Raw genomic sequence first — 26,346 nt, forward strand, 5'->3', positions numbered from 1 at the left:
GGAGAGCTCCACCAATCGGAGACAAGTTGCAATAGGAGTGACAGCACTCCCTAGTCAGCTTTCGGATTGGCGACAGCAGCAAGTTAAGACCCAAGACGCCTGGGAATAACTCTGCCTATTGGAGACGAGTACGCATCAGACTGACTGAGCCTTAGTGAAAGGTCGGCCGGATCGATGTACGGCCTCCGCATCCGGGGTAAGGAAATGCAGAGGCCGTGATCATCCCCGATTCAGTAAGTACCCTTTTCGGCTGCAACCCGAAGGAATCACCTATTACCAAATCGGCACTCTTTGCTGAGCAAATCCGCGCTAACCTGTTCTAATTTGGACAACAATATGTCAAAAGTTCTATGCATTTCTTTATGTAGAATTCAGCAAAAGGCGCCGTAAAATGTATTTGCGCCGGTCTCCGCCTTATGTCGGAGGCTTGATCAGGGGCGTGCGTCGCACCACTTCAGCAATCATTAACCATTTTCTCGCAACACTTCGACGATTGGTTAGGTATCAACGGTAAGGGCATGCGGGCATGATCGGATCTATTCAGTCAAAATTGCATGCGCGCAGCGTTGCTTTGGTGCGTCAACTGAACGTTGGCATGTCAAAAATCATGTTCATCTGGGTCGTGGCTGCCAGCTTTTTGGCTGGGCTTCGTGCGGCGGCACCCGTGACGCCTGTTGCTCCCGGGATAGGGCAGTTTGTTCAAGCACTTCCATACTTGATGATTGTGGCAGCTCCTGTGGGCGCAATGATACTTGCAATGTCATGGTTTCCCGCGAACAGGTTGTATGCGCAGCCGGAAATCAGGCTCGCGCGGTTCGGGAATTGGCAACCAGTTGATTGCCTGAGTTCGCGCCGTATGCCCATGTTTGGGGCGACGGGTATCATGGCGTCGCTCCTGATCGGCATACTTCTCAACATCCCCGTGCGCTCAGTGGAATTCATGATTGCAATGCCAGCTCTTGGCGGTGAAGCCCCTGTCTGGTTCCGAACGCTTTTTGCGGCGATGCTGGCCGACGTCATCGTCATGTCCAGCCTTTATGCCGTCGCCTTTGTCATGGCATTGCGCCATGTTCCCTGGTTTCCTCGCTTCCTGCTTTTGGTCTGGGTGCTCGATGTCCTTTCTCAGTTGTTCATCGCGCAAACTGTGGTTGCTTCAACCGACCTGCCAGCGAATGTTGCGGGTCAATTGCACAATTTGCTGGAAGGCAACCTCAAGAAAGTCCTGATCAGTGTTGCCTTATGGCTACCATATCTGCTGGTATCAGAGCGAGTAAACCTGACATATCGGCAACGTGTGCCCGCGTAAAAACGGCATGGTCCGGTCTCAATTCAATTTGGTCTTTTTGGATGCCGACGCGGCTCCATCCAATTTTCGGACATGGATCACCGCCCATTTATCAGTGTAAGTTCGGACCCAATCCGGCTGCCGATCAAGATAGCTAACCAGTAAATTGTCCGGGGGCATTATCACCCATTCTATGTGCCATTTTTCCTTGATGGCTTCCCATTTCCCGAAGTCGCCTTTTGCAATTTTCACATAGTCCGCAAAAAACTCATCTCCATAAACATCTGCCCTGCCGTCAATGAACACGGGGATACCGTTGAAGATGAGAGGGCCACCGAAGCTGTATTCGTTGAAAACGGGCAGATTGCGAAGTCTGATGGGGACATGGTTGATCGCATTCTGGGGAAGACGGTAGTTGTCTGGCCGCTGGTTGCCAAACGTAATGCTTGCCAAGGCGACGCCTCCAACCAATGCCGTCATGACCGCGATGACAGGCCCAATTTCTCGCAGACGGAGTACAGAAAGGCGCAGTTCTCTCTCACCGTTTCGCTTGGACACTCCAAGCGCTTCGGCGGCTGGGCGCGCAAAGAGCAAACAGGATATGATCAGGAAAACGGCCTGATGCCGGACATGCGCAAATGCCATATGCAGCAGCGCGAGCATCAGCAGCAACCTGATGATCGGCATTTTTATGCCCTTGTGGAGACAAATAAAAATCGTGCTGATGAGGATGAGTTCGAACTGGCCAAACGTCGCAAATGACGTCGGCTTCCATTCATCGATGTCTTTGAGCGCGGCCATGGTCGAAACGTAGATCGGGAAAGTGAGGCCTTCGATGCCTTGTGGCGTAATGAGTGCTGCCAAAAGGGCCACCAGGCCAAACCCTGCCCACCGTACAAATGTGATCCCGCGCTTTGGCTTGTCTGCCTCGATCAATGCTTCAAGTGCGAAAGGTCCTATAAGGGCAAGGCCAAGAACAAAACTGCCATGCATATTTGCCCAGCAAACCATCAATAAAATGGTCCAGACGGGGGGTGTCCGTCCCGCTTCACGAGCGCGAAGCAGAGAGGTTATCCACAGCGCAAGCAAGAGCCAGCCAAAGAGGTGAGGCCTGGCCAACATGTAACTGACCGTGCCGCCAAAGCAAAACGCAATGGGTACGAGGGCCATCGGAAACGCCAGCCAGCGGCGAACATAGACCGCAAGAGTGACGAAGGTCGCACCGGTGACAAGGCCGAACATCAGAAGCAGCCCTGCCCACCCTCCAGCGCTATAGGCCGCAAACATCAGGACTTCGGATAACCATTCGTGCGCAGTCCAGAGTTTGCCCCGAAAAGTGTATGAAAACGGGTCGACCGTCGGGACCGTGCCGTGTTCGACGATCCATTTACCAGCCGCAAGGTGCCAGCTGGTGTCACCATCACCCAAAGCAGACGTCAAAATCGAAAAATAGGCAAAGACAAGGAGTAAAACGATGAACAAGTGCAGCAGGTCGCGCATCGCCAAATCGATGCTGGCCGCATCTCGCTGCGTCTTGCCTGAATCACGCCCCATTCTTTGCCCCCCCGCGCGATCGCATTTCGGCAGAATGGCAATGATTGTCAAACCTCCCAGGATCGTCGCGAATGCCGTCTATAACTAAAGTTATAAGTCACTGATTCGCTTGGGAAAATTGTCAATTTGTCAGTATTTATAGTTAACTGGTTAACACGCTGAAAACTAAATCATTGTAAAGAAACGATTAAATAAATGTCATTTGACTCGCTTTGGCGGAAGAGGTTCCCTCAGCGTGAGCGAAGTGGTTCGTCTTTGGCAGGGTAGGCAAAAGCATATTGCCGCCGCGGTCGCCAAGAACCGAAGGCCCCTCCATTTTAGCTTGGTGCTTCAGTCTGCCGGAGGAGCTGGCAGCGAGAAACAAGGGGTATTGTTATGACAAAAATTCTTTCAAGTCTGTGGACGGATGAAAGCGGCGCTTCGGCCGCTGAATATGCGCTGATCCTTGCAATCGTCGGCAGCGCTATTGCGCTGGCGGCTATCGGCTTGGGCAACGCAATTTCGACCCGTATGAACGCAGCATCCACTTGCATCGCGTCAACCAACTCAACTTCATACAACGCGAACTGCCCGTAAGCAGGTCCAGGTGACTGGCTGCTTGTCTTGCGCAGCCAGTCACTTGATCGCGCCGTTTGGAGCAAGATGCTAAATTAGGGGTAATTTACCATGACAAATCTTATCAGGAATCTTTGGACTGACGAAAGCGGCGCTTCAGCCGCCGAATATGCGCTGATCTTGGCAATTGTTGGCAGCGCGATTGCGCTTGCGGCGATCGGTCTGGGTAATGCGATTTCCACTCGCATGAACAAGGCCTCAACCTGCATCGCGTCGACGAACTCGACAGCTTACAACGCGAACTGCCCATAATTGCGCAGTGATATGCTGGCCGGGCTTTGGCCTGGCCAGCATTCGCATTTTGAATACGTCTAACAATGTCAAAACGGGGGTAGCGGCATGCCACAACAGCGATCTTTGATCGTACTCGGACTAGCAATCTTGCTTGGTCTGGTGGCCGTTTATTTGGCAAACGTGTATCTCGGCGGTGTCGAAAAGAAGCAGGAAGTTGTCCAGCAGGGCAATGTCAAAGTCGCTGTCGCCCGTGTGCCAATGGATTTCGGTACCGAGATTACGCCCGATAAGGTCCAGATGGTGGACTTCCCGTCCGCCGCGGTGCCTCAAGGCACCTTTTCTTCGATCAGCACACTTCTTCCGATGAACAAGCGCCGCGTTGCGCTGCGGCCGATTTCCGTCAATGAACCCATCCTGGCCACAAACGTGTCAGGGGAGGGGGGACGTGCGGCGATTTCAGCTGTTTTGCGCGCAGACATGCGAGCGGCATCGGTTCGCGTCAATGATGTAGCCGGAGTGTCTGGCTTCGTGCTTCCGGGGGATACAGTCGACATATTGATCACGCGTTCTGTGCCTTCCGCGCAGGACGGCACACCGCAGCAGATTACGGATGTTCTTCTCCAGAATGTCCGTGTGATCGCGATTGACCAGAACGCGAACCAGAATGCGGAACAGCCGGTCATTTCTAAGACCGCAACATTCGAAGTCTCACAAGTTGATGCGCAAAAGCTCGCGCTTGGCCAGCAGGTGGGGACACTCAGCCTTGCACTTCGCAACATAGCTGATGAGGTCAACCCGGTCGTTCAGACCGTCGGATTGGAAGATTTGCGAGATGGCGCATATGGTGGCGGTTATCGCGCGCCGGGTCCGTCATACCTGCCATCGTCACCGCGCGGTTGGACTGCCTTTGGCAATGCAGCAGTCGCTCGCAAAAAGCGCAACCAGGTCACTGTGCAGATTGTCCGCGGAACTACCAACACAAGCTATGAGGTACGCCGTCATGCAGGGTTTTAAGCCAGTGCTGCGGGGCACTCTTTCGCTGCTCGCTCTCATTGCGGTTCCCGTGACCGCTGCGCAGGCGCAAGGCATTTCGGCGGTTGGCAATGCCGAAGCGCTTCATGCCGGGCAGCTAGATGTGCCAGTCAACAAGAGTCAGGTGATCCGTGCCAGTCGCCCGTTTGTGAAAGCACTGGTCGGCAATGCGGACATTGCAGACATTCTGCCGATGACGAACAGCTCGCTTTATGTGCTCGGCAAGAAGATCGGCACGACGAGCCTGACAATGTATGACAGAAACAACAACCTGGTGTCGGTTGTCGATATCGCAGTTGGGCCGGATGTGGTTTCGCTGCGGCGCCAACTGGCCGACCTTCTGCCGAACGAGAAGATCGGGGCGACCGTCTCGAACGACTCCGTGGTTCTCTCCGGGACCGTGTCGAGCGGGCCCGCAGTCGAGCGCGCCCGCCAGATTGCCGCGACCTATGCCCCCGACAAGGTTGTGAACATGCTGTCCGTCGGCGCTTCGCAGCAGGTCATGCTTGAAGTTCGCTTTTCCGAAGTCGCGCGTTCGGTTGGCAAGCAGCTCGGGTTCAATCACGCTTTCAGTTCTGACAGCGGACGGGTTGTCGGCGGCATTGGCAATACGGCCCCATCGACGGCACTCCTTTCAGACAAGAATGGCCGTCCAATCGTCGATCTGAGCGGCATTCTGAATGCGTTCGGGATCGCTGCGGGCAATTACAGTATTGGCAGTCTGAACATCACGTCAGCACTGGATGCTTTGGAACGCAAGGGTGTCGTCAAGACACTGGCGGAGCCGACGTTGATTGCACTCTCAGGAGAAACCGCGTCCTTCCTCGCAGGCGGCGAGTTTCCGATCCCGGTTTCGCAGGGTGGCAACGGCGGTGGTGGCAGTGGTGCTGGCGGCGGGAACAACAATGGTGGCAACGCGATCACAATCGAGTTCAAGCCATTCGGTGTCAGTCTTGGTTTCACACCAACCGTGCTTGATGATGGCATCATCAACCTGATTGTCGCGCCCGAAGTCAGCTCGATTGATCCATCCGCCTCGATCTCGGTAAACGGCTTGGTCATTCCGGGCCTGCAGACCCGCCGGGCGAAGACAACGCTTGAGCTGCGTGACGGCCAGTCTTTTGCCATTGCCGGTCTGCTGCGCAAGGATTTCAGCGACACGGTTCGACAATTTCCCATCCTGGGTTCCATTCCGATCATCGGATCCCTGTTCCGCTCGACGGGGTTCCAGAAGGATGAAACTGAACTCGTGATCATCGTAACGCCAAGACTGGTCAAGCCAATGAGGCCCGAAGATGTGCGGTTGCCAACGGACCGGGTACAAAACCCGCACGAACTTGACCTGTTCCTGAGAGGGCGGACTGATCAAGCCGTGGGTACAGATCTGACCAATCCAGATGCACCACCGCCTGAAGCAAAGCGGGGCAAGGCAGCACCGGCCAAGGCTGCCACCGGGCTTGAAGGGGAGACCGGCCATGAATTCTAAGTTCCTAGCGGTATTCGCCCTTTCAGGCGCAGCCTTGGCTATCAGCGGTTGCACGCCGAATGACACGACGATGGGCGGTGCGCTGAAACACAATGTCGCTGTTCAGACAATCGATCCCGATCCTGATTATGACGGAGACAAGATCGAAGGCGGCGATGGAACGCATGCCGCGGCTGCAACCGCTCGCTACCTGAAAGGATCTGTCAAAGAACCGGTGACCCTTACGACGACTGCGGGAAGTGGCGCCGGCTCGGGAGGGAGTTCAGGCTCAAGCAGCGGCACGGGCTCTGGACCACGCTAAAGGAGATGAACGGTGTTACGGTCGGTGATCGGACAAGGTGCAAGGAATGAAAGCGGCGCAGTCGCGTCAACTGTTGCCCTCTCTCTCTTCGGCCTGATTGCTGTTGGCGGACTTGCGGTCGATTATGCCCGCATGGCCGCGCTTGATACCGAACTCCAGCAGGCCGCGGACCAGGCAGCATTGGCTGCTGCCAGCCAGCTCAACGGTCAATCCGGCGCTTGCAGTCGTGCGGTCATCGCTGCGCGCGACCTGCTGGAAAACAAGACGAAGTTCGGAAACGACGGTGGCGGATATGACGTCACAATCCCGAATCAGACGGCCAATAGTGGCTGCGGGACCGGCGGGGACAAGATCAAGTTTTACAGCGCCTATACTAACAACTCCAGCAACACCGTCACGACTGATCCTCTCGCTGCGAAGTTCGTCAGTGTAACAGTCAATACGCGCAAGGCGGTCTATGCGCTGACGCCGATCATGGCGCTCTTCAATTCGACCATGGGAGGGACTGCGGTTGCTGGTCTGGGATCCGCGATATGCAAGGTGCCGCCGGTGATGATCTGCAATCCGCAGGAGACCGGGGGCAATACTTCGTTCGATGCTGCCGGTTTGATTGGTAAGGGCCTGAAGCTTGTTTCAGTTGGCAATGGCGGTAGCTGGGCGCCTGGCAATTTTGGTTATCTGAATACGGGTGGTGGAAGTAACGGTGCACCAGGTTTGCGCGAGGCGCTGGGCTGGACAGCCGCGCCCGGGGATTGCCTTCCCCAAACGGGTGTCGACACCAAACCCGGAGCGACGGTTAGCGTGACCGATGCCCTGAATACGCGTTTCGATATCTATGACAGCAATCAATCTTGCCCAAGTGGCGGCAATTGTCCGGCCTCCATCAATTCGGTGAAGGATCTTTTGCGCCCGAACAATGCAAACGGCAACAACGCGTGCCGGATACATAATTCGGGCTGGCAAGAGGCCTCTCCCGACAACAAGCTCTATCTGCCCAATTCTACCAATGCCCTGACGCCTTCTACGCTGACGCCTGATGTAATGGGCCACCCGCGCGACATGTGCCATGCCGCAGACAGCGGCGCGGCGAACTATTGCTCGGGACCAATCGGCACGGGAGCTTGGGATCGGGACACGTATTTTCGCACGAATTACGGTTGGAATACGAGTCAATGGCAGGCGAATGTCCAAACCGGATCAAGTCCGATTGCAGCACCGGCGTCGGCGACACGGTATCAGGTCTATAGTTGGGAAATTGCCAATCGCGGCAGTACAATTGGCGGCGTTGTAATCTTGTCGACGCGTTCAGTTGGTAGCCTGCGTGACCATGATGCGCCGGTCTGCAGCAATATCCAGACGCCCAGCTATGGAACCGGCACGGTGCCGGGAGCGACAACTGTCGATCGTCGAAGGATCTCTGTTGCAGTGGTCAACTGCACGGCAAATAGTGTCAATGGCGCGTCGACTAACGTTCCGGTTGCCAAATGGGTTGACGTTTTCCTTGTAGAGCCATCGCTTAATCGCGGAGCCGCGTCGTCGGGCACCCATGCTCGTTCTGGCACAAATGCGGGAGATGTCTACGTCGAGGTGATTGGCGAAACAGCATCGGGTGCTGCGGGCCAGACCGCCGGGCAAGTCATCCGCCGCGACAAGCCGTATCTGATAGAATAGCAGATGTTTTGGCGCATCCTTCATGACCTGCGTTCTGCCCGTTCGGGGGTCGCTGCTGCTGAAATGGCGCTGGTTACGCCGTTTCTGCTCGTCATGATGTTTGCCGTGAGCGAAACCGGTTACTATTTTTACAGTCAGCATGTCGTCGTTACGGCTGTGCGGGATGGTGCGCGTTACGCTTCGCGCCTGTCATTTACCAACTATCCTTGCCCCAGCGGGTCTATCCCTGGGGGCACCGTCACCAATATCAAGAATGTTACAATGACAGGCGCCTTGTCAGGCGGCGTCCAAAGGCTTGCCGGATGGTCCAATCTCAGCACGATTACGGTAGAAATGGCTTGCGGCACTACGGAACTAACTGGCACTGACAAGGGGATTTATACCGGCTTGACCGGTGGTGTCCCCGTGGTGACAGTGACGGCAACCGTGCCTTACAAGGCGCTTTTCAGCCAAGTCGGCCTTTCCAATTCTCCATCTCTAGTCTTGTCAGCTTCATCGCAAATTCCGGTGATGGGCATATGATCGGGATCTTGAAAAGCATCCTGAAATCCCGGACCGGCGGATCTGCGGCAGAGTTCACACTTGTCCTGCCCGTGCTCCTGCTTTTTCTCCTTGGCATTGTTGACGCTTGCAGACTGATATGGACGGTCAACCAGGCGGAAAAGGCGACGCAGGCTGGCGTGCGCTATGCGGTGGTTACTGCCCCTGTCGCCAGCAGTTTGACGAGTTTCAGCTTTTTGAATTGGGGTGGCACCTTGACCCAAGGCGATCCCATTCCTGCAAACTATGGAACAATGACCTGCACAAGAACCGGTGCTGCTGATCCGGTCTGTCAATGGACAGGAACTGCCGCCTGGGCGACAACGCCGGTCTCTCCCCAGGCATTTACCAACATCACGTTGCGCATGGCCTATATGTTGCCGAGTCTGACGGGAGATAATGTCGTCATCACGTACAGCCCTACCGATCTCGGCTTCGCAGGTGATCCGAACGGAGCTGATGCAGCGCCTCTGGTCACGGTTAGCCTCCGGAACGTAACGTTTAAGCCCTTGGTGTTACAATTGTTTAGGGGTGCTGCGAGCATACCACTACCCGACTTTCGGGCGTCTTTGACGCTTGAAGACGCGGCCGGCAGTGAATCGAATTAGAGGTGAACTTTGTGAGTAAGATGGGAGAATCCGACATTTCCGGGAAAGACTGGAAAGTTCACAGGGAAGACGGCAGCGTCATTCTCGTGCTGTCCGAAGCGGAAACCGCAGCAGCAGGTGTGCTCGGCGGTGAGGTTGCCGATTTCGGGCTCATCATGCACATGTTGGCGGCCGACGCCCCCATTCCCGGCGAAGATATTGATCTCGCAAGCGTCCTGGTCGTCGAAGTGCGCGCGGACGACGATGCGTCACTGAAACGTATTCTCTCACTGCAACATGACTATCCCCGCCTCAAGATTGTTGCCGCTGTCCGCGATGCGTCACTGCCGATCGTCCGCACGCTTCTCCGCGCTGGCATAAGTGACGTTCTCTCGCTGCCGCTGAACCGTGATGAACTGACGGCATGTCTCCAGCAGATCCGGGACGACCTTGAAAAGTCGGTTGGCAAGGGGGCCGGGTTAGGGAAGGTTATCTCGATCGTGCGCAGCGTTGGCGGCGTTGGTGCCACAACAATCGCCACGCAGGCAGCCAGCCTGCAAGTCGCACGCGATGCGGCTGCTGGTCTTGAGACATGTCTCATCGACCTGGATCTCCAGTTCGGCGATGCGGCATCCTACCTCGGGCTTTCGCCAAAGCTGACCATTGCGGACCTGATCGTGGCCGGTACGCGTGTCGACCGAGCCATGCTTCGTGCTGCAGCCGCGCAAACACCGGGCGGGCTCAATGTGATTGCGGCTCCGGTTGATATCATGCCGCTCGAATCTGCCAGCACTGATCAGATGTTCCAGCTCGTGGATCTGGCAACGCGGGAATTCGGAACAGTGTTCCTTGATCTGCCGGGAAGCTGGACCAATTGGTCCATGTCGCTTGTCGGCCGCTCGGATGCCATTATCCTTGTCGTAGAAATGACGGTTGCAAGCCTGAGACAAGCCCGCCGCCAACTGACCCTGCTTGCCGACCAGGGATTGCAATCGGTTCCGATCATGATTGTCGCAAATCGCGTTCAGAAAAAGCTGTTTCGGACCATCGATCTTGCTGATGCAGAACGCGCGCTGGGGCATCCCGTGCAATACAGCGTGGCGAATGACTTTCCGCTCGTCAGTACAGCTCTGGATCAAGGTGTGGTGATTGGCGAGATCAAGTCCAACAGCAAAGTCGCAAAGAATCTGTCGTCGATCCTTGAGGCCTGCGACGAAATCATGAACCGGCTGGAGTAGCGTATGTGGCAGATCAAAAAGCCCGGCACGAAAGAGGCCCTTGCAGCTGACCCTGAACGCCGTGTGATTCCACTTGGTCAAATCATGGAACCGAGTGCGAACGACAATATCAACATGGCGCTCAAGGTCGAAATCCACCGGCAGTTGCTTGATCTGATCAACCTGTCAGCGCTCGAGGGCATGTCTCGCCAGCAAGTTGAGGAGGAAGTTGGCGAGATTGTTCATGAACAGCTCGCGTTGCAGAAGCATGCGCTCAATCTGGAAGAACGGCGCCAGCTCGTTTCTGACGTACTTGACGAGTTGCTGGGTCTTGGGCCGCTTGAGCCATTGCTCAAGGACCCTACAATTACCGACATTCTGGTCAACGGTCACAGCCAGGTTTTCGTTGAGCGCAAGGGCAAGCTTGAGGAAACCACGGTCTGCTTCAAGGATGAAAAGCACCTACTTCGCATCATCCAGAAAATTGTCGCTGCAGTCGGTCGCCGGATTGATGAGTCTTCGCCGTTCGTCGATGCGCGCCTCGCCGACGGTTCGCGCGTCAATGCGGTTGTGCCGCCGCTTGCGGTTGATGGCTCGTCACTATCCATCCGCAAATTCGCCAAGATTCCAATCAATATGGCCAAACTGGTGGAATTTGGCAGTATTCCGGAGGCAGTGGCTCAGGTTCTAGAGGCGATCGTTGCCGCGCGGCGTAATGTGCTCATTTCGGGAGGCACCGGCTCCGGCAAGACGACTTTGCTCAATGCGATGTCGGCATACATCGATGAAGCCGAACGTATTGTGACGATCGAGGATTCAGCGGAACTGCAGCTTCAGCAGCGGCACGTGGTGCGCTTGGAAACAAGGCCGCCGAATATTGAAGGTCGGGGTGAGATAAGCCAGCGCGATCTGGTGAAGAACGCGCTGCGCATGCGTCCTGACCGCATAATTGTCGGTGAAGTTCGCGCTGGCGAGGCATTCGACATGCTGCAAGCGATGAATACCGGCCATGACGGTTCGATGACGACCGTCCATGCAAATAGTGCACGCGACGCCCTGACGCGTATTGAGCAGATGATAGGCATGAGCACTGTCGAGATTTCGCCAAGATCTGCTCGGGGACAGATCGCTTCTGCACTCAATATCGTCATCCAGATCGGCCGACAGGCCGATGGTCGGCGGCGATTGCTGAGCCTCAGCGAAATTACCGGCATGGAAGGCGAAGTTGTTACCATGCAGGACATTTTCAGGTTCAAGTTTGCCGGCCGCGATGAAAGCGGGAATGTGCTTGGTCATTTCGAAGCGACTGGCATCCGGCCGAAATTCATGACTGATCTTGCCGACCATGGAATTCAGCTTTCTCCCGAACTCTTTCGCCCTGACTTGAGGTTAAGCTAAATGTCTCCGCAAGTTGTCCGAATCTTTCTTTTGATCCTGATCTTCGGATCGGTGATGCTTGCTATTGAGGGCATTGTGGGCTGGCTTCGCGCCAGCAGAGGTTCTGAAAGGGCAATCAACAAACGTTTGAAGATGATCCGGTCTGGCATCGACAGATCTGTCGTCATGTCGCGCCTGCGACGCGATGATCGCCGGGATGCAAACCTGCCCGAGCCGATAGCTGGCCTTTGGCGCGTCATGGGGCGCATTTTGCATGGCGCGGGCCTTTCCGCATCGCCAGGCCTGATTCTGCTCGTGATGGCGAGCGCATTTACAGTGCTGATGGTGAGCCTGTCGGCCTTTGTGTATTTGGGTGGACTCGGGTTTAACCTCGGGAAATTGCTGATGATATTTGTATTTTCGATATCAGCAGCATTTGGACTGCCATTTCTCGTCCTGTCCCGGATGGCTGACAATCGGCGCAAGAAGATGGAAGCCCAGTTTCCGGTTGCACTCGATGTGTTTGTGCGAGGCCTGCGCGCAGGTCACCCCGTGGCATCAGCCCTTGATCTTTTGACCAAGGAAATGACTGATCCGATCGGAAGTGAGTTCGGCCTCGTGACTGACGAAATTTCCTACGGAGCCGATATGAGGGATTCCCTCCAGGCAATGGCTGACCGCTGGAATTTGCAGGACATGCAAATGTTCGTCGTGTGTCTCGCAGTGCAAAACGAAACCGGAGGCAATCTTGCCGAGATCCTCGAAAACCTTGCCGGGGTCATTCGTGAGCGTGCAAGCATGTTCATGAAGGTTCGGGCGCTGAGTTCCGAAGGGCGCATGACGGCACTCATTCTCACTGCCTTGCCAGTGCTGGCCTTTGTTGCCTTGTTTATTCTGAATCCTTCTTTCTATCTTGACGTTTCCAACGATCCCGCATTCTTGCCCGGCTTTCTCGGACTCGTTGTTCTCTATTTCATCGGCTTCTTCTCGATCCGCCGCATGATCGACCTGGAGGTTTGACGATGGAAGGCTTGCTCGCACAAAATTGGGGCCGGATGGCTGTCCTCGCCGCCATTTTCGCATTGGTCGTCATTGGGGTACTTGTTCTCAATGCCTTTGTCGCGGGCCGGCAAGCTGTTCGTAGAAGGATAGAAGCGAGCGCAGGTCAATTGCCGGACGGTAGCGCGATGTCATTGCGCGCGGATGCCACACGCAACGCATGGACCCGATTGGTCGATGCAATCGAAAGACGGGGACTATCGCTATCGGACACAAACGCTGAGGGGTTGCGGGCCAGATTGATTTCAGCGGGTTATAGTTCGACCTACGCTCCGCGATGGTTCACTCTGATCCGGTTGGGAATGACGCTCGGGTTTCCGCTACTTTTCATTACTGTCAGCTTGACGTCTAACGAGTCACCGTCCCTTATAAAGCTATACTTTATAGGATCTATTTCAGCCGTTGCGGGGCTCTATCTCCCGAATTTGTGGATTACGGCGCGCTCCGATCGGCGACAGCAAAAGATTGTCAATGGGTTCCCGGATGCACTCGATCTCATGTTGGTCTGCGTAGAAGCCGGATTGGGGATTGAGGCCGCCTTTGATCGCGTTGGCCGGGAAATGAGCATTTCACATTCCCTCGTTTCGGAGATGCTGGGCAATGTTGTGCTTGAACTGCGAGCAGGTCGGAGTCGAGAAGAGTCGCTTCGGCGCATGGCCGATCGGGTGCAGGTCGACGAGATTCGGTCTTTTTCGACACTTTTGATCCAATCGGACAAACTCGGATCAAGCATTGGGACGACCTTGAGGATCTACGCCGCAGAAATGCGGGAAAAGCGTCGCATGCGCGCTGAGGAAAAAGCGCATCGCTTGCCAGTTCTTTTGTCCATTCCCCTCGTTGCATGCATGCTGCCTGTCATGATCGGCGTTCTCATGCTGCCCGCCGGTATTCGGGTAATTCGGCAGATTCTTCCAGTTCTAGCAGGAGGCTAAAATGGTTTCAGCCCGCGGTGTATTAGCATTATCATTCTTGTCCTTGGGTGCTTGGGGTTGTGCAGCTCATGTCGGTCCCGACGTGCGAAAACTGTCTTCCGCGGCGCCTTTGACACTTGCGGGACCCTCTATGTCTCAAGGTCGCGCTCTGTTCGCTCGAGGTGAGTATGCCCTTGCTATTGAAGAGTTTCGCAAGGCCGTCCGCGAAGCGCCGCAATCCCCTGAAGGTTATAATGGCTTGGCATCTGCCTATGACATGATTGGGCGATTTGATCTGGCCAGCCGCAATTATGAACTTGCTCTTGCTTACGCTCCAGATGACGGTCGCATCTACCGGAATATGGCGCGCTCGCTAAGAATGCAGGGGCGGGACGGGGAAGCCGAAGCTTTGCTGGCAGAGTGGGATGCCATCAAGGAAAAGCCCAGCATTGCGCAACAAGCAGCGTCGGTGAGCGAAGAGAAAACCGGAAATATTGCGCAGTTGCCGATCGTTACACCAGTTGCGAATGAGGTAGCATCCTCATTGCCCAATGCTCCGACGCCTCCCATGACAATACAGCCCGCAGATGTAAGACTTGCCACTGATCCCCAGCCAGTCAGCAGGGGAAAAAGCATCCAGATTGCTCTTGATGCACCCAAATCCCATGCCGTTTCAGAAGCTGTAAAGCTCAAGGCTCAGTCTATGACTCCTGCGCGGATAATGATCGCTCCACGTAGTGTCGCAGTGAAGGCCGACGCACCGGCCGTCGTGCGCACTGCCGCCGCATCCGCCATTCGGATCATGAATGCCGGTGCTCGCAAGGGCGCAGCGCAAAAAATGCAAGCATTGCTGGCACGTAACGGAACGGTTTCCCGGATTGCTGATGCCGATCGGCGCCTTGCTCAATCCTGGATTGTCTATCCGAAAAACGCTCGAGCCGAAGCTTTAGCGCTTCAAGGCAGGCTGCCTATCGCTGTGCGAACCGTGGCAGACAGCCGTGTTCGCCGAGTCACGCTTTTGCTTGGTCAGGATGCAGCGGCCTATTTGGCGAAGATTGGCAGGAGCGCAAGACGCGGGTGATTCCGGACCTGCTTACCATCCTTGCCTCGGCATTTGTCGCCGCGAGCGCGCAAGACGTGGAATATATGAGCAAGATCAGTCGTGCGATCGAGCATGGCAGGCTGGTCCAGGCACGAGAGATGATTGGCATCGCGGAAAGGTCCCCGACGGCCGCGAAGTCAATCGAGTACCAGCTTGTTCTCGGCAAACTTGCGCTCGCAGAGGAAAAGAGCGGCGACGCGTTTCTGCACTTCAAGGCGGCAAGCGATTCCGACAGCGAGAATTGCGTTGCTCGAGAAGGTATGGGGCTTGCTGCGCTTCGCTTGGGAAGAATCAATGCAGCCAAGGCTTCGTTGGATGAAGCTTTGCAGCGGTGCCCAGATCGCTGGCAGTCCCTGAACGCGCTTGGTGTTCTTGCTGATCGTAAAGGCGACTGGGAAGCCGGGCGCATTGCCTACGCAAAGGCGTTGGCGTTGGCGCCGGACCAGCCTGCCGTCTTAAACAATGTGGGTTTTTCGTTGTTGTTACAACGCCGGTTTGGCGAAGCGGAAATCTTTCTCACCAAAGCGATGTCACTTGCACCTGCTGATGAGCGGATATCTAACAATCTAGATCTGGCACAAGCAGGCCAAGGAAAGCCGATCACAGCAAGTAATGAAGCACAGGCCTATCGGCTCAACAATGCCGGTTATATGGCTTACCTAGGCGGTAATCTTGAAGCCGCAAAAAGCTATTTCAACGAAGCGATCAAGCTCAGCCCATCCTATTTCGAACGCGCTGCTTCCAATCTTGAAATGGCGGAAGGCAGGCAGGAGAAATGATGCTGGATTATTTCGCAATCGGTTTTTCCGGCCTGCTGCTCTGCGCCGCTGCACAGGATATGTGGAAGCTCAGGATATCGAACTTTTTTCCCGTTGCGATCGTGGGACTTTATTTCGCGCGAGCCATGTCCATCGGCTTCCAAACCGACATGTGGCAGAATTTGGCGTTGTTTTTGTTCACTCTTTCGGCAGGCATTTTCCTGTTTGCGAAAAAATGGCTTGGTGGAGGTGACGTCAAGCTCTTTGCCGCTGCCGCACTCTGGTTTGACTTTTCAGCCGCACCTTATCTCTTATTTGCCATCACTCTAGGCGGAGCGCTCGTCGCGCTTGTTTTCATCTTCGTCCGCCGACTTCTTCCGAGTAGATTTGCAGACAGGATTGGGTGGGCGGCCCTCAAAGCGAAGGGTCCAATACCCTATGGCCTTGCGATTTCTGCAGGGGCAATTTTGTGCAGCCAAGTATATGCGTTCAATCCAGCGCCGCAGCCTACCGCAAAAGAAATCCTGTTAGAAAGTCCGTTCAAGCAGACCTGATGCCAAAATCAAGGTTGAGCTTAAGGACAATTATGCAGCATCGCGGCGCGATTGCACGATGAGTTCGGCACGCGAGCGGACCCCAAGCTTTTGAAAGATGTTGTGCAGATGAACCTTTACTGTTCCCTCTGTCAGCCCACAACGGATTGCAATTTCATTGTTACGAAGGCCTTCACGCACGAGCTCGGTTATATGTCGCTCGCGTTCCGTAAGGAGATCTTCGCGTGAAGCGACCTTTCGCTTGTCCGATACCGAATATTGCAAGGCCCGTTCGGTAACCGAATGGTCAATGCAAGATTCACCTTCAAGAACCATTTCAATGGCCTTGAGGAGCTCCGCCGGCTCGCTGTCCTTGAGAACAATACCATTTATTCCGTACTTCAAGGCCTCGACTGTAAGTGCCGGATCTATGGACACAGTCATGAAGATGACCGGCAAATTTTGCCCGGAACTGCGGAGGTGCCCGAGCACGTCGACGCCTGTTCCGTCCTTCATCGAAACATCAAGAATCAAGATGTCGGGGGTGACGGTAGAAATCTTGGCAATCGTTTCGGTTGCCGAGTGAGCCACACACACAATTTCATGATTGTTAGCAGCCAGAAACTGGATCATTCCGTCCAGATAAAGCGGATGGTCGTCCGCCAGCATGAGCTTGGCCATATCAGTTTCTCGATAGCGGAATCCGAATGGAGAGCAAGGACCCCTTTATTACGCCGTCAGCGTATGCTGATGCCCTGATCGATGTCAATCGACGAGCCAGGGATTTGGACTTGATTTCTCCGTCCGTGCCATTTTCGATCAGTTCCCGTGGGCGATCCTCTTCGTTGGTGATGGCTAACAAAAGCATGCCGTCCGCAATTGAAATGCGCACGGTAATATTCTTTGCTCGACCATGTTGCACCGAATTGGATACGACCTCTCGGATGATGAATTCGACTTCGACGGCGGTATTGCCATCAACCATGAGGTCATCAGCCGAAGGCATGAAGGCGCAATCTATGCCCCATTGCTTTGAAAGGGCGAGCAGGCGATTTGCCAATATGGCATTCAATTCTACCGCCTCACTCGACGCACGATGACCTTCATCCAAAATTTCCCGGAACGTCCTTTGTTCTTCCGCAACAGTCGACTGCAATTGCAGTATTGCTGTTCGCACTTCGGATTCCGCAGCCATCGTGGGTCGTGACAAGATGGCCGCTATTTGCATGCGCAAACTTGCCATTGTTTGCAGGACGGTATCATGCAGGTCACGCCCGAGCGCAGTGCGCGCTTCCAGATAGGCTCGCTCTCGCCAAGCCCCCTGAAAGTGGAAGCGCTCAAAGAGTGCTTCTGCCGCTCTCCCGACTTCAATCACTTCGCGCAAGGCCTGTACCGACGGACGCTCCGTTTCTGCTATGAAAACGCGGGCTGAATCTTCGGCAACGCGCACTGGAAAGCTCATGCCGTAGCCTGCCAACCCAAGTGCAGCCATGAATTCAATCTCTCGATCTACGTCACCATTTACCTCGGGGCTTTCGACTTCGGCGCGATGCAGAACTCTGAGCCGACCTATATCGAACATGAATGCTCGCTCACTCATCATCCAGTTTCTTGCCTCCAGCCATTTTGCGGCTGGCGTCGACATTTCCAATAGCTCGCCATTATCCAGGCACATAATCCGCGGATTGTCTGAGACTTCATTTTCAAGCCAGATGAGCCGGCTTCCCGGGTATCGCGCAGCAATGCGCTCAAGCATGAATTCCAATGGGATGGCTTGTGAATGGGTGCCCGATATCAAAAGTCCATCAGACCATAGTCGGAATTTGCGGATGTATTGGAGCCTGGACCGGACCGACACGACGACCAACAGGCAAAGAAGGACAAACAGGAGGCGCACCAATATGGGCACGTCAATCTTGGCGTGGAGGAGAAGTGGGGGGTCATTTGTCCCGAAAACCGCGATAAGCAGACAGGCGCCCACAATTGCGGCAAGCTGCAGTCGATCCATAAATGCGCGGTGCATCGTCAGGAATAGAAGGAGTGAATAGGGCAGCACGAAAAGGGTCAAGTGCTGATGCCAAATGATTATCAGGGCTATGATCGCGAGATCGGCCGTCAGCACCAACCCGGTCAAGCGCATATCCAACTGCCAGGAAATAATCGGCATGACGATGATCAGGAGGCTCCATGCGACCAGGATGCCATAAACGAAGGTCGGGATTAGATTCGGAGAACCCGGATCTAGCGTCAGGCCAGACACAAGGCCGACAAGCGCTGCCATTATCCGCGTCAAATCAAGTGCACCACGCGAACTGCGTCCAAAACGCTGTTCGAAAAATCGACTGACTTTGCTTGTGTCGGCCCCCATATGGTAACATTGCCCTTGCCGAATGACATTGTCACTCGAGTTCCGAATTTTTTGGGGACTTTCTGCAGTCTGAGGCACGGATGTCTTGTCCGGCAGCTGGTAATGGACCAGATGACAGAACTTTTCCTGGAGTCGGCGACTCAACTTCAGTGGCGGCGGGACCGACAGATGCCAGCAGTGGAATTCCCCGGCAATTGGCGCTGGGCTTGTTCAAACCACTTCTGGCCTTTTTTGTCCGGTGCGCGAATCGATTTCGGACATAAAGCGGACACGAAATGAGTCCAACAAGTCCCTGCAAGAAATCAATCAGTAACCATCTGCAAATTAACAGACATTGGTGAGCCCTGCTGGATTCGAACCAGCGACCTACTGATTAAAAGTCAGTTGCTCTACCGACTGAGCTAAGGGCCCCACCAAGCGCGATCCCCTATGCGGCGGGGCGCTTGCGGTCAAGGCGGGCCTTGAGTTGGCGGACAGTCAGGCCTGACAAAGGATCGCGCCAATCTCCTGCGATCGTCGCAAGCGGACCCAGCACAAAGGACCTGCGCCGGAATTCACGGTGCGGAACAACCAAGGTTGGCGAGGCCCAGCTTCCCCTCGACCAAAGCAGAATATCGAGGTCAAGCGTGCGCGCGGACCAGCGAGATCCCCCCGGTTTTCTGCCAAATTCCCGTTCGATCTTCTTGAGGCGTTTGAGGAGCCTTTGCGGTTCGAAGCGGGTTTCGATGAGAGCGGCCGCATTGGCATAGGTACGGCGGGACGGCCCCAGCGGGCGGCTCCGCACCGTGCGAGACGCCGCAATCACATGGACTTTCTTCCCGGCCAGCCGCGTGAGAGCCGCGCGGATTACAGCTTCAGGCGCACCGAATCGGACATGGCGCCGGTTTGAACCCAGTGCGATCGCGAAACGGCTGCGCACCGCGGTCAGACAGTTTTCAGATAATCGAGGTAACAGCCTTCCGGAGGCCCGTCGATCGCATCACGCAATGGTGCAAGCGCTTCCTTGGCGAGATGATCGCCAGCGCCCTTGTGCGCGGCAATGGATTCCCATTTCTCGATAAAGACAAAACGATGCTCATCGCCGGCATCGCGCAGCAATTCGACGCCCTCGCTGCCTGGCACCTTGCGGACGGCATCTGCCAGATTGGACAGTGCGGTCTCCAGTTGCGCGCTTCCGCCTTGCTTTGCGGTCATGATATAGTGGCGGGCCACGGTCATTTCTCTACTCCTTGTTGAAATTCAAATATCTGCGACCAGCCGACCATACATGTCAGGTCGCCGGTCGCGGAAAAAGCCGAACGTTGCGCGATGTTTCGCGATCTGTTCGAGGTCAAAGGTCGCGTCAAGCACGCCTTGCGCCCCATCGCCCATCTTGGCAACGAAATCGCCTCGTTCATCTGTGATGAAACTATGGCCATAAAAGCTCATCGCGCCTTCAACGCCTGTGCGGTTGGCCGCAACGACGGGCACGACATTGGACACTGCATGGCCGACCATGGCCCGGCGCCAAAGGCGGGAGGTGTCAAGCTCTTCGGCCGCGGGTTCATCCCCGATTGCCGTCGGGAAGAACAGGATATCCGCCCCCATCAGCATCATTGCCCGAGCGGTCTCCGGATACCATTGGTCCCAGCAGATCCCGATGCCGATCGTGCCATAGCGGGTTGGCCAGACCTTGAAGCCGGTGTTTCCCGGTCGGAAATAGAACTTCTCTTCATAGCCGGGCCCGTCCGGGATGTGCGTCTTGCGATACACGCCCATTACTGCACCGCTGTCGTCGATCATCGCCAGGCTGTTGTAATAATGGGGGCCGTCCGCCTCGAAAAAGCTGGTCGGAATGTAGACGTGCAGTTCGGCCGCCAGTGCCTGCATGGCCTGCACGGCCTTGTGTGCCTCAACCGGCTTTGCGCGTGCGAAGAAGCGGTCTTCCTCCGTCTGGCAGAAATAATGGCCTTCGAACAATTCGGGCGGGAGGATAATCTTTGCCCCGCGGCCAGCCGCTTCGCGGACGAGCGCGGACACGGATGCGATATTGGCATCGATATCGTCGCTGAGCGCAAGCTGGAGAGCGGCTACGTGCATGGGTCTCATAGTGAAGGCACTTGCTGGCTGATGCAATGGAATGAACCACCACCTGTCAGGATATGTCCTGACGGCAGGCCGACCGTCTCCCGATCCGGAAAGAGCTTTGCGATTGCGGCGACTGCGGCAGCGTCGCTTGGCCCGCCATAGGTGGGAACGACCACAGCAGCATTGCCGATATAGAAATTCATGTGGCTGGCGGGAATGACTTCGCCCTCGGCTTCATGCCGGCCAGCGGACGGGATCGTCACGATCTCGACCGGCCAATCCTTTGTCCGGGCCAGGGCATCAGCGAAAATCCCGGCATTGGGGTCATCGTCGCCAAATGGTTCGGGCAGCGCAAGCTTCCCAGGTCCGACGAACCGGGCGATATTGTCCACATGGCCATCGGTATGGTCGTTCTTGAGGCCGACGCCGAGCCACAGCACCTGTTCAAGGCCAAGGTCGGCGCACAGCCGGTCCTCGATATCGCGTCGCGCCAGTTCCGGGTTGCGATTGGGATTGAGGAGGCACTGCCCGGTTGTGACACACAGCCCTGCGCCATCGACATCGATGGCCCCGCCTTCAAGGATCCAGCTCTTGGGTTCGCGCATGATGCCCGATTGGGTGCAGAGAATCTCCGCCACATGTTCGTCGAGCGGGGAAGGGTATTTGCCGCCCCAGCCGTTGCTCCGGTAATCGAGCGCCAGATGGCCGTGCTCGTTCCGGATGATGATCGGGCCCGTATCGCGGAGCCAGATATCGAAAAAGGGCGCGGAAATGATCTGCGCGCAGTCTCCGGCCAGCGCGCGCGCGGCTTCCTCGGCAAGGCCATTGGCGCAGACCAGTTGTACCTTTTCACCGCGTCCGCCGGCATGCACGGCGCGAGCGAACGCAGCCACTTCGGCCTGTGCGGCTTCAAGATCGTCAAGCCATAGATCGACATCGCTTGGAAAGCCGATCCAGACACTGTCATGCGGAGCCCATTCGGGCGGTTGATACCGAGTCATGCAGGCGGCTTTAGTCGGCGCAGGGGCAAGGGTTCAAGTCGAACCCCTTGCCCTTGCCCCTCGCAGCCTATAGATGCGCGGCCAAATCCAACCCCTCAAGTCCAGTGGAGACGACCAGACATGGCCGCCAATCGTACCTTTTCGATCATCAAGCCCGACGCGACGCGGCGCAACCTGACGGGTGCCGTGACCAAGATGCTGGAAGATGCCGGCCTCCGCGTCGTGGCGTCGAAGCGCATTCACATGACCAAGGCCCAGGCGGAAGGCTTCTATGCCGTCCACAAGGAACGGCCGTTTTTCAACGATCTTGTTGCGTTCATGACGTCAGGTCCGGTTGTCGTTCAAGTTCTCGAGGGCGAAAATGCCGTCCAGCGCAATCGCGACATCATGGGCGCAACCAACCCGGAGAATGCCGCCGAAGGCACGATCCGCAAGACGCACGCTGAATCGATTGAAGCCAATTCGGTCCATGGGTCGGACAGCGACGAAAATGCCGCGATCGAAATCGCCTATTTCTTCAAGCCGGAAGAAATTGTCGGCTGATCTTGCCCTGGCGAGCCGCCTTGCCGATGCGGCAGGGGCGGCGATCCGGCCCTATTTCCGGTCTGCATTCGGGCTGGAAATGAAAGCTGATGCAACGCCCGTGACTTTGGCTGACCGGGCTGCCGAAGCCGCGATCCGGGCAATCCTTGATGTGGAACGGCCCGATGAGGGGATCATCGGCGAAGAATATGGCAGTACCCGCGAAGGCGCTTCGCGCGTGTGGGTACTCGACCCCATTGACGGCACGCGCAGTTTCGTGGGCGGCCGTCCGATCTTCGGGACGCTTATTGCCTTGATCGAGGAAGGTGTGCCGATCCTGGGGCTGATCGACCAGCCTATAAGTGGAGAGCGTTGGATCGGCGCAGCAGGGCAGGGCACGCTCTTCAACGGCGCTCGGGCGAACACGCGCAAATGTGCTGCACTCGCGCAGGCCGTTCAGGCCACCACATCGCCCGCGGCATTTTCTGTAGACCATCTGCGCGCCTTTGAGCGCCTCGTCCCTGCAACGCGAGACACGCTCTATGGTGGAGACTGTTACAATTACGGGCTGGTTGCGATCGGGCAGATCGACATCGTTGTCGAATCCGGCCTCAAGCTTCATGATTTTGCGGCACTCGTACCCGTCGTGGAAGGCGCAGGCGGCATCATGCGCGACTGGCAGGGAAATCCACTGACCAGCACCAGCGAAGGCCATGTCATTGCCTGCGGCGACGCGGAACTGCTGCCTCACATAATCGAACGACTGAACGGATGAAGTCCGAAAGCCGCTAGAATTCGTCAGCGATTGCGAAACCCTGCCGGAGTTTTGGTGGAGCAATGGCGATCCAGCTTTTCCTCAGCCAGTCGGCAATGCCCGCCCAGTCATTGTCACCCAGGTCGAGGCGTATCCCGATCCAGCCGTCGCCAAAATAGGCCGGGCGGTAATAGCGATCCGCATCCGCCTCGATCAGCATGGCCTGTTCATCGAGACCACTGATCTTGACGAGAATGGCGGTCTTGCCGTCGCCATGATGATCGTGGGTGAAATAGGCGAATTTCTTGCCCTTGATGATGCCGAAGCAAGGCATGCCGTGCGATACGGTCTCATCCGCTTCTGGCAGTGCCAGCGCCCGCGTGCGTATCTGTTCCAGCAGCCAGTCCGGCTGGCGTTCCCGAGACGTGTATTCTGCCAATACGCGCGAATAAAGCTGATGCTCGGCGATCAGGATGCGGTCGGCCAGCGTCTCGGCCGTATCGTCCGGTAGAATTGCGACCGGGGTCTGGCCCAGGATAGGCCCGTCATCGAGTTCGGCTGTCACGACATGGACGGTGCAGCCTGATGCACTGTCTCCAGCCGCAATGGCTCGCTCATGCGTATCCAGCCCCTTGTATTTCGGCAGCAGCGATGGGTGAATGTTGAGGATGCGATCGCGCCAGTCATTGACGAAACTGGGCGACAGCAGTCGCATATAGCCGGCCAGGGCGACATATTCGGTCCGTACCACCTTGAGTTGGGCGGTCATGAGGGCATCGAAGTCTGCGCGCTTCATGCCCTTGTGGCTTTGTGCGAATACCGGGATGCCTTCGGCGTGTGCCAGTTTCAGGCCCGGCGCATCCGGATCATTGGCGGCCACGAGAACCACTTCATAAGGGCATTTCGGGTGCTTTGCGGCGTAGACCAGTGCCGCCATGTTGGAGCCACGGCCTGAGATCAGCACCGCGACCCGCGCCTTAGCCATGATGCGTCGCGCTCCAGGCGGTTCGTGCGGACCAGGTTTCCGCACTTCCGGCAACGGTGCAGCCTTTTTCTCCAGCGGCGATGCGGCCGATCCGAAAGACGCTTTCGCCTTGCTGTTCAAGCGACTGAGTCACCGAGGCGGCGTCGGCTTCGTTCACCACCACGGCCATCCCGATTCCGCAATTGAATGTGCGTGCCATCTCTTCCGGCTCGATATTGCCCTGCGCCTGGAGGAAGGCCATCAGCCTTGGCTGGGGCCAGAGATCGGCGTCGACATGGGCGTGAAGGCCGGCTGGCAACACGCGCGGGATATTTTCGAGAATCCCGCCGCCCGTGATATGCGCCATTGCATGGATGCGTCCCTTGCGGACCTCGGGCAGCAACGATTTCACGTAGATCTTCGTCGGTGCCATCAGCGCGTCGATCAGCAAGACATTCTGGTCGAACAGCGCGGGGCGGTCCAGCTTCCAGCCCTTGTCCGCTGCCAGCCTGCGCACGAGCGAGAACCCGTTCGAATGGACCCCCGATGAGGCCAGGCCAAGAATAACGTCTCCTGCGGCCACCTTGTCTGCTGTCAGCACCTGGTCGCGTTCGACTGCACCGACGCAGAACCCGGCAAGGTCATAGTCGCCATCTGCATACATGCCGGGCATTTCGGCAGTCTCTCCGCCGATCAGGGCACAGCCGGCCTGCTTGCAGCCCTCCGCGATGCTCGCAACGACCTTTTCGGCGACAATATTGTCGAGCTTTCCGCTGGCGTAATAGTCGAGGAAGAAAAGCGGTTCTGCACCCTGCACGATCAGGTCGTTGGCGCACATGGCAACCAGATCGATTCCCACGCCCTCGTGCCGCCCCGAATCGATGGCGAGTTTCAGCTTGGTGCCAACACCGTCATTTGCGGCGACGAGAAGCGGATCGGTAAAGCCGGCCGCCTTTAGATCGAAGAAGCCACCAAAACCGCCAAGATCTGCGTCTGCGCCGGCGCGCCGGGTCGATCGCGCCAGCGGCGCGATTGCGCGGACAAGCGCATTTCCGGCAGAGATTGAAACCCCTGCCTTGGCATAGGTATAGGGCTCGTCCTGATTATGTCTCTGAGTCATCGCGCCTCCCGTATCGACAACGTGCTTGGAATTCCACGATTCCATCGCCAAAAGGGTCGTGTGAATGATTTTTCCCGTTTTTTGAGGCCTGTTCCACTTGCCTTTGCACTTGGCCTCGCTGGTCTTGGCGCTGCCGTCATTGCCCAGATCGAGGGCGGAGACCGCGGCGTTGCGCCGATTGACAGTTCTTCGGACTTCGAAGTTTCGGGCATCAAGGTCGATGTTGCCGCAAAAACGGCCGATGCAGCCCGCTACGGCGGCTGGAGAGAGGCGCAGCGGCAGGGATGGCGGTTGTTGTGGAGCAATGTCCACGGAGGACCGGCGCCGGGGTTGAGCGATTCTGCTCTTGATTCGATAGTGGCTGGAATCGTCGTCGACAATGAACAGGTCGGACCGAATCGCTATATTGCGACACTCGGGGTTCTGTTTGATCGCGTCCGCGCCGGACAGATTTTGGGGGTCAGCGGCTCCTCGATCCGCTCTGCGCCGCTTCTGGTCATTCCTGTCCAATGGTCTGGTGGCACGCCGCAGAGCTTCGAAACCCGGACCGAATGGCAAAAGGCATGGGCGCGCTTTCGCACCGGCGGAAGTTCGATTGATTATGTCCGGCCCAGTGGCACCGGGGCTGACCCGTTGCTCCTGAACTATGGGCAGACCGGGAGACCCGGTCGGCGCTGGTGGCGGATGTTGCTTGATCAATATGGTGCAGCGGACGTGCTCATTCCGCAGGTCCGGCTCGAACGCATGTGGCCGGGAGGCCCGGTGATCGGCCATTTCTCGGCCCGGTTCGGACCCGACAACCGGCTTTTGTCGAATTTTGTCCTGCGCGTCGGCTCAAGTGCCGGGATACCGCAGATGATGGACGAAGGCGTCCGGCGCATGGACCAGATATTTTCGCAGGCCTTGGCAGACGGGCGATTGCGCCCCGATTCGTCGCTGGTGATCGAGCAGCCAGTTGAGGCTGATGCACTCGTGCCGGAAGACGTGCCGGGTTTGGAAGCAACCGATACGACAGAAACAGCCGATTCAGGTGTCGCCACTGCGGGAACGGCTACGTTCAGCGTGCAGTATGAAACGCCGGATGTGGCGTCTGTCGGCAGCACTGAGGCCGCCGTCCGGGGGATTGCAGGAGTGCGTTCTGCGTCCACGGGCAGCCTTGCCCTAGGCGGTATCTCGGTCATGCGGGTGACCTATGCAGGGGATATTGGTGCGTTGAAGGCCGCGCTTGCCGCCAAGGGGTTCCGCGTTCAGGAAGGTGGCGGCGCGCTCCGCATCAGTCGCTAACGCC

28 protein-coding genes and 1 tRNA gene are annotated in these 26,346 nt (G+C 56.6%); 19 read left to right on the forward strand and 10 right to left on the reverse strand.

Annotated features, from left to right (window positions below):
• Positions 1-595: 595 nt before the first annotated feature.
• Positions 596-1,306, forward strand: a complete 711-nt coding sequence (locus tag K0O24_RS11095; protein ID WP_246610959.1) for a DUF2569 domain-containing protein — start codon at positions 596-598, stop codon at positions 1,304-1,306.
• A gap of 18 nt (positions 1,307-1,324) precedes the next feature.
• On the opposite strand, the gene K0O24_RS11100 is transcribed toward K0O24_RS11095, so the two are convergent.
• Positions 1,325-2,839 carry a hypothetical protein gene (locus K0O24_RS11100; RefSeq protein ID WP_219892819.1) on the reverse strand — a complete coding sequence of 505 codons (1,515 nt, stop codon included), beginning with the start codon at positions 2,837-2,839 and terminating at the stop codon, positions 1,325-1,327.
• A gap of 375 nt (positions 2,840-3,214) precedes the next feature.
• Between K0O24_RS11100 and K0O24_RS11105 the strand changes: the two genes are divergently transcribed.
• From K0O24_RS11105 to K0O24_RS11175, 15 genes are all read left to right on the forward strand, one after another.
• Positions 3,215-3,415: a Flp family type IVb pilin gene (locus K0O24_RS11105; protein ID WP_219892820.1), complete on the forward strand. Its 201-nt coding sequence runs from the start codon at positions 3,215-3,217 to the stop codon at positions 3,413-3,415.
• 90 nt (positions 3,416-3,505) lie between these two features.
• Positions 3,506-3,706, forward strand: a complete 201-nt coding sequence (locus K0O24_RS11110) for a Flp family type IVb pilin (RefSeq protein ID WP_219892821.1) — start codon at positions 3,506-3,508, stop codon at positions 3,704-3,706.
• A gap of 87 nt (positions 3,707-3,793) precedes the next feature.
• Positions 3,794-4,702 (forward strand): Flp pilus assembly protein CpaB, encoded by a 909-nt coding sequence (cpaB, locus tag K0O24_RS11115; protein ID WP_219892822.1) that lies wholly within the window; start codon positions 3,794-3,796, stop codon positions 4,700-4,702.
• Entirely contained in the window at positions 4,674-6,206 is a 1,533-nt protein-coding gene (locus K0O24_RS11120) for a type II and III secretion system protein family protein (RefSeq protein WP_246610961.1), read from the forward strand. Before cpaB ends, K0O24_RS11120 begins: the two co-directional genes overlap by 29 nt.
• A complete protein-coding gene (locus K0O24_RS11125; RefSeq protein WP_219892823.1) occupies positions 6,196-6,507 on the forward strand; it encodes a hypothetical protein in 312 nt (103 codons plus the stop codon). The genes K0O24_RS11120 and K0O24_RS11125 overlap by 11 nt, the downstream gene beginning before the upstream one ends.
• 12 nt (positions 6,508-6,519) lie before the next feature.
• Entirely contained in the window at positions 6,520-8,178 is a 1,659-nt protein-coding gene (locus tag K0O24_RS11130; RefSeq protein ID WP_246610962.1) for a pilus assembly protein TadG-related protein, read from the forward strand.
• Positions 8,179-8,181: 3 nt separating this feature from the next.
• Entirely contained in the window at positions 8,182-8,700 is a 519-nt protein-coding gene (locus K0O24_RS11135) for a TadE family protein (RefSeq protein ID WP_219892824.1), read from the forward strand.
• Positions 8,701-8,708: 8 nt separating this feature from the next.
• Positions 8,709-9,326, forward strand: a complete 618-nt coding sequence (locus K0O24_RS11140; RefSeq protein WP_246610963.1) for a TadE/TadG family type IV pilus assembly protein — start codon at positions 8,709-8,711, stop codon at positions 9,324-9,326.
• Positions 9,327-9,328: 2 nt separating this feature from the next.
• The gene (locus tag K0O24_RS11145; RefSeq protein WP_219892826.1) at positions 9,329-10,543 is read left to right on the forward strand and encodes a CpaE/TadZ family protein; all 1,215 of its coding nucleotides are present in this window, start codon (positions 9,329-9,331) and stop codon (positions 10,541-10,543) included.
• Positions 10,544-10,546: 3 nt separating this feature from the next.
• Complete coding sequence (locus K0O24_RS11150) at positions 10,547-11,920, forward strand: TadA family conjugal transfer-associated ATPase (protein ID WP_219892827.1); 1,374 nt, start codon at positions 10,547-10,549, stop codon at positions 11,918-11,920.
• Complete coding sequence (locus K0O24_RS11155; protein ID WP_219892828.1) at positions 11,921-12,919, forward strand: type II secretion system F family protein; 999 nt, start codon at positions 11,921-11,923, stop codon at positions 12,917-12,919.
• A gap of 2 nt (positions 12,920-12,921) precedes the next feature.
• Complete coding sequence (locus tag K0O24_RS11160) at positions 12,922-13,890, forward strand: type II secretion system F family protein (RefSeq protein WP_219892829.1); 969 nt, start codon at positions 12,922-12,924, stop codon at positions 13,888-13,890.
• Positions 13,891-14,020: 130 nt separating this feature from the next.
• Entirely contained in the window at positions 14,021-14,950 is a 930-nt protein-coding gene (locus tag K0O24_RS11165; RefSeq protein WP_219892830.1) for a LytR C-terminal domain-containing protein, read from the forward strand.
• Positions 14,951-15,231: 281 nt separating this feature from the next.
• The gene (locus K0O24_RS11170; protein WP_219892831.1) at positions 15,232-15,750 is read left to right on the forward strand and encodes a tetratricopeptide repeat protein; all 519 of its coding nucleotides are present in this window, start codon (positions 15,232-15,234) and stop codon (positions 15,748-15,750) included.
• Positions 15,747-16,283, forward strand: coding sequence for an A24 family peptidase (locus K0O24_RS11175; RefSeq protein WP_219892832.1), 537 nt, complete (start codon positions 15,747-15,749; stop codon positions 16,281-16,283). The genes K0O24_RS11170 and K0O24_RS11175 overlap by 4 nt, the downstream gene beginning before the upstream one ends.
• A 30-nt stretch (positions 16,284-16,313) precedes the next feature.
• Here K0O24_RS11175 and K0O24_RS11180 read toward each other — a convergent pair whose 3' ends face one another.
• The 7 genes from K0O24_RS11180 to K0O24_RS11210 all read right to left on the reverse strand — a co-directional run bounded on the left by K0O24_RS11180 (position 16,314) and on the right by K0O24_RS11210 (position 21,698).
• Entirely contained in the window at positions 16,314-16,943 is a 630-nt protein-coding gene (locus K0O24_RS11180) for a response regulator (protein ID WP_219892833.1), read from the reverse strand.
• Position 16,944: 1 nt separating this feature from the next.
• Positions 16,945-18,630, reverse strand: coding sequence for a sensor histidine kinase (locus tag K0O24_RS11185; RefSeq protein WP_219892834.1), 1,686 nt, complete (start codon positions 18,628-18,630; stop codon positions 16,945-16,947).
• Positions 18,631-18,965: 335 nt separating this feature from the next.
• A tRNA-Lys gene (locus tag K0O24_RS11190) sits at positions 18,966-19,041 on the reverse strand.
• Positions 19,042-19,057: 16 nt separating this feature from the next.
• Positions 19,058-19,549: a 2-amino-4-hydroxy-6-hydroxymethyldihydropteridine diphosphokinase gene (gene folK / locus K0O24_RS11195; RefSeq protein ID WP_219892835.1), complete on the reverse strand. Its 492-nt coding sequence runs from the start codon at positions 19,547-19,549 to the stop codon at positions 19,058-19,060.
• A gap of 5 nt (positions 19,550-19,554) precedes the next feature.
• Positions 19,555-19,848, reverse strand: coding sequence for a putative quinol monooxygenase (locus tag K0O24_RS11200; RefSeq protein ID WP_219892836.1), 294 nt, complete (start codon positions 19,846-19,848; stop codon positions 19,555-19,557).
• 21 nt (positions 19,849-19,869) lie between these two features.
• The gene (aguB, locus tag K0O24_RS11205; protein WP_219892837.1) at positions 19,870-20,718 is read right to left on the reverse strand and encodes an N-carbamoylputrescine amidase; all 849 of its coding nucleotides are present in this window, start codon (positions 20,716-20,718) and stop codon (positions 19,870-19,872) included.
• A complete protein-coding gene (locus K0O24_RS11210) occupies positions 20,715-21,698 on the reverse strand; it encodes an agmatine deiminase family protein (RefSeq protein ID WP_219892838.1) in 984 nt (327 codons plus the stop codon). Before K0O24_RS11210 ends, aguB begins: the two co-directional genes overlap by 4 nt.
• Positions 21,699-21,818: 120 nt before the next feature.
• Between K0O24_RS11210 and ndk the strand changes: the two genes are divergently transcribed.
• Entirely contained in the window at positions 21,819-22,241 is a 423-nt protein-coding gene (gene ndk / locus K0O24_RS11215; protein WP_219892839.1) for a nucleoside-diphosphate kinase, read from the forward strand.
• Positions 22,189-22,995: a histidinol-phosphatase gene (hisN, locus tag K0O24_RS11220; protein WP_219892840.1), complete on the forward strand. Its 807-nt coding sequence runs from the start codon at positions 22,189-22,191 to the stop codon at positions 22,993-22,995. The genes ndk and hisN overlap by 53 nt, the downstream gene beginning before the upstream one ends.
• Before the next feature lie 13 nt (positions 22,996-23,008).
• On the opposite strand, the gene purN is transcribed toward hisN, so the two are convergent.
• Complete coding sequence (gene purN / locus K0O24_RS11225) at positions 23,009-23,959, reverse strand: phosphoribosylglycinamide formyltransferase (protein ID WP_219892841.1); 951 nt, start codon at positions 23,957-23,959, stop codon at positions 23,009-23,011.
• Positions 23,952-25,058 carry a phosphoribosylformylglycinamidine cyclo-ligase gene (purM, locus tag K0O24_RS11230; protein WP_219892842.1) on the reverse strand — a complete coding sequence of 369 codons (1,107 nt, stop codon included), beginning with the start codon at positions 25,056-25,058 and terminating at the stop codon, positions 23,952-23,954. The genes purN and purM overlap by 8 nt, the downstream gene beginning before the upstream one ends.
• A 60-nt stretch (positions 25,059-25,118) precedes the next feature.
• On the opposite strand from purM, the gene K0O24_RS11235 reads away from it, so the two are divergent.
• Entirely contained in the window at positions 25,119-26,342 is a 1,224-nt protein-coding gene (locus K0O24_RS11235; protein ID WP_219892843.1) for a heavy-metal-associated domain-containing protein, read from the forward strand.
• The last annotated feature ends 4 nt before the right edge of the window (positions 26,343-26,346 follow it).

The sequence above is a fragment of the Aquisediminimonas profunda genome (genome assembly GCF_019443285.1).
Taxonomy (GTDB): domain Bacteria; phylum Pseudomonadota; class Alphaproteobacteria; order Sphingomonadales; family Sphingomonadaceae; genus Aquisediminimonas; species Aquisediminimonas profunda.

Bases quoted from the DNA above. Each gene is read 5' to 3' on its own strand.
- purN (WP_219892841.1), bottom strand. From the start codon at position 23,959: ATGGCTAAGGCGCGGGTCGCGGTGCTGATCTCAGGCCGTGGCTCCAAC.
- K0O24_RS11105 (WP_219892820.1), top strand. From the start codon at position 3,215: ATGACAAAAATTCTTTCAAGTCTGTGGACGGATGAAAGCGGCGCTTCG.
- purM (WP_219892842.1), bottom strand. From the start codon at position 25,058: ATGACTCAGAGACATAATCAGGACGAGCCCTATACCTATGCCAAGGCA.
- K0O24_RS11165 (WP_219892830.1), top strand. From the start codon at position 14,021: ATGTCTCAAGGTCGCGCTCTGTTCGCTCGAGGTGAGTATGCCCTTGCT.
- K0O24_RS11135 (WP_219892824.1), top strand. From the start codon at position 8,182: ATGTTTTGGCGCATCCTTCATGACCTGCGTTCTGCCCGTTCGGGGGTC.
- K0O24_RS11150 (WP_219892827.1), top strand. From the start codon at position 10,547: ATGTGGCAGATCAAAAAGCCCGGCACGAAAGAGGCCCTTGCAGCTGAC.
- K0O24_RS11160 (WP_219892829.1), top strand. From the start codon at position 12,922: ATGGAAGGCTTGCTCGCACAAAATTGGGGCCGGATGGCTGTCCTCGCC.
- K0O24_RS11100 (WP_219892819.1), bottom strand. From the start codon at position 2,839: ATGGGGCGTGATTCAGGCAAGACGCAGCGAGATGCGGCCAGCATCGAT.
- K0O24_RS11125 (WP_219892823.1), top strand. From the start codon at position 6,196: ATGAATTCTAAGTTCCTAGCGGTATTCGCCCTTTCAGGCGCAGCCTTG.
- K0O24_RS11155 (WP_219892828.1), top strand. From the start codon at position 11,921: ATGTCTCCGCAAGTTGTCCGAATCTTTCTTTTGATCCTGATCTTCGGA.
- K0O24_RS11110 (WP_219892821.1), top strand. From the start codon at position 3,506: ATGACAAATCTTATCAGGAATCTTTGGACTGACGAAAGCGGCGCTTCA.
- K0O24_RS11180 (WP_219892833.1), bottom strand. From the start codon at position 16,943: ATGGCCAAGCTCATGCTGGCGGACGACCATCCGCTTTATCTGGACGGA.
- K0O24_RS11095 (WP_246610959.1), top strand. From the start codon at position 596: ATGTCAAAAATCATGTTCATCTGGGTCGTGGCTGCCAGCTTTTTGGCT.
- K0O24_RS11120 (WP_246610961.1), top strand. From the start codon at position 4,674: ATGAGGTACGCCGTCATGCAGGGTTTTAAGCCAGTGCTGCGGGGCACT.
- hisN (WP_219892840.1), top strand. From the start codon at position 22,189: ATGCCGCGATCGAAATCGCCTATTTCTTCAAGCCGGAAGAAATTGTCG.
- K0O24_RS11200 (WP_219892836.1), bottom strand. From the start codon at position 19,848: ATGACCGTGGCCCGCCACTATATCATGACCGCAAAGCAAGGCGGAAGC.
- K0O24_RS11170 (WP_219892831.1), top strand. From the start codon at position 15,232: ATGGGGCTTGCTGCGCTTCGCTTGGGAAGAATCAATGCAGCCAAGGCT.
- K0O24_RS11185 (WP_219892834.1), bottom strand. From the start codon at position 18,630: ATGGGGGCCGACACAAGCAAAGTCAGTCGATTTTTCGAACAGCGTTTT.
- K0O24_RS11175 (WP_219892832.1), top strand. From the start codon at position 15,747: ATGATGCTGGATTATTTCGCAATCGGTTTTTCCGGCCTGCTGCTCTGC.
- aguB (WP_219892837.1), bottom strand. From the start codon at position 20,718: ATGAGACCCATGCACGTAGCCGCTCTCCAGCTTGCGCTCAGCGACGAT.
- ndk (WP_219892839.1), top strand. From the start codon at position 21,819: ATGGCCGCCAATCGTACCTTTTCGATCATCAAGCCCGACGCGACGCGG.
- K0O24_RS11210 (WP_219892838.1), bottom strand. From the start codon at position 21,698: ATGACTCGGTATCAACCGCCCGAATGGGCTCCGCATGACAGTGTCTGG.
- cpaB (WP_219892822.1), top strand. From the start codon at position 3,794: ATGCCACAACAGCGATCTTTGATCGTACTCGGACTAGCAATCTTGCTT.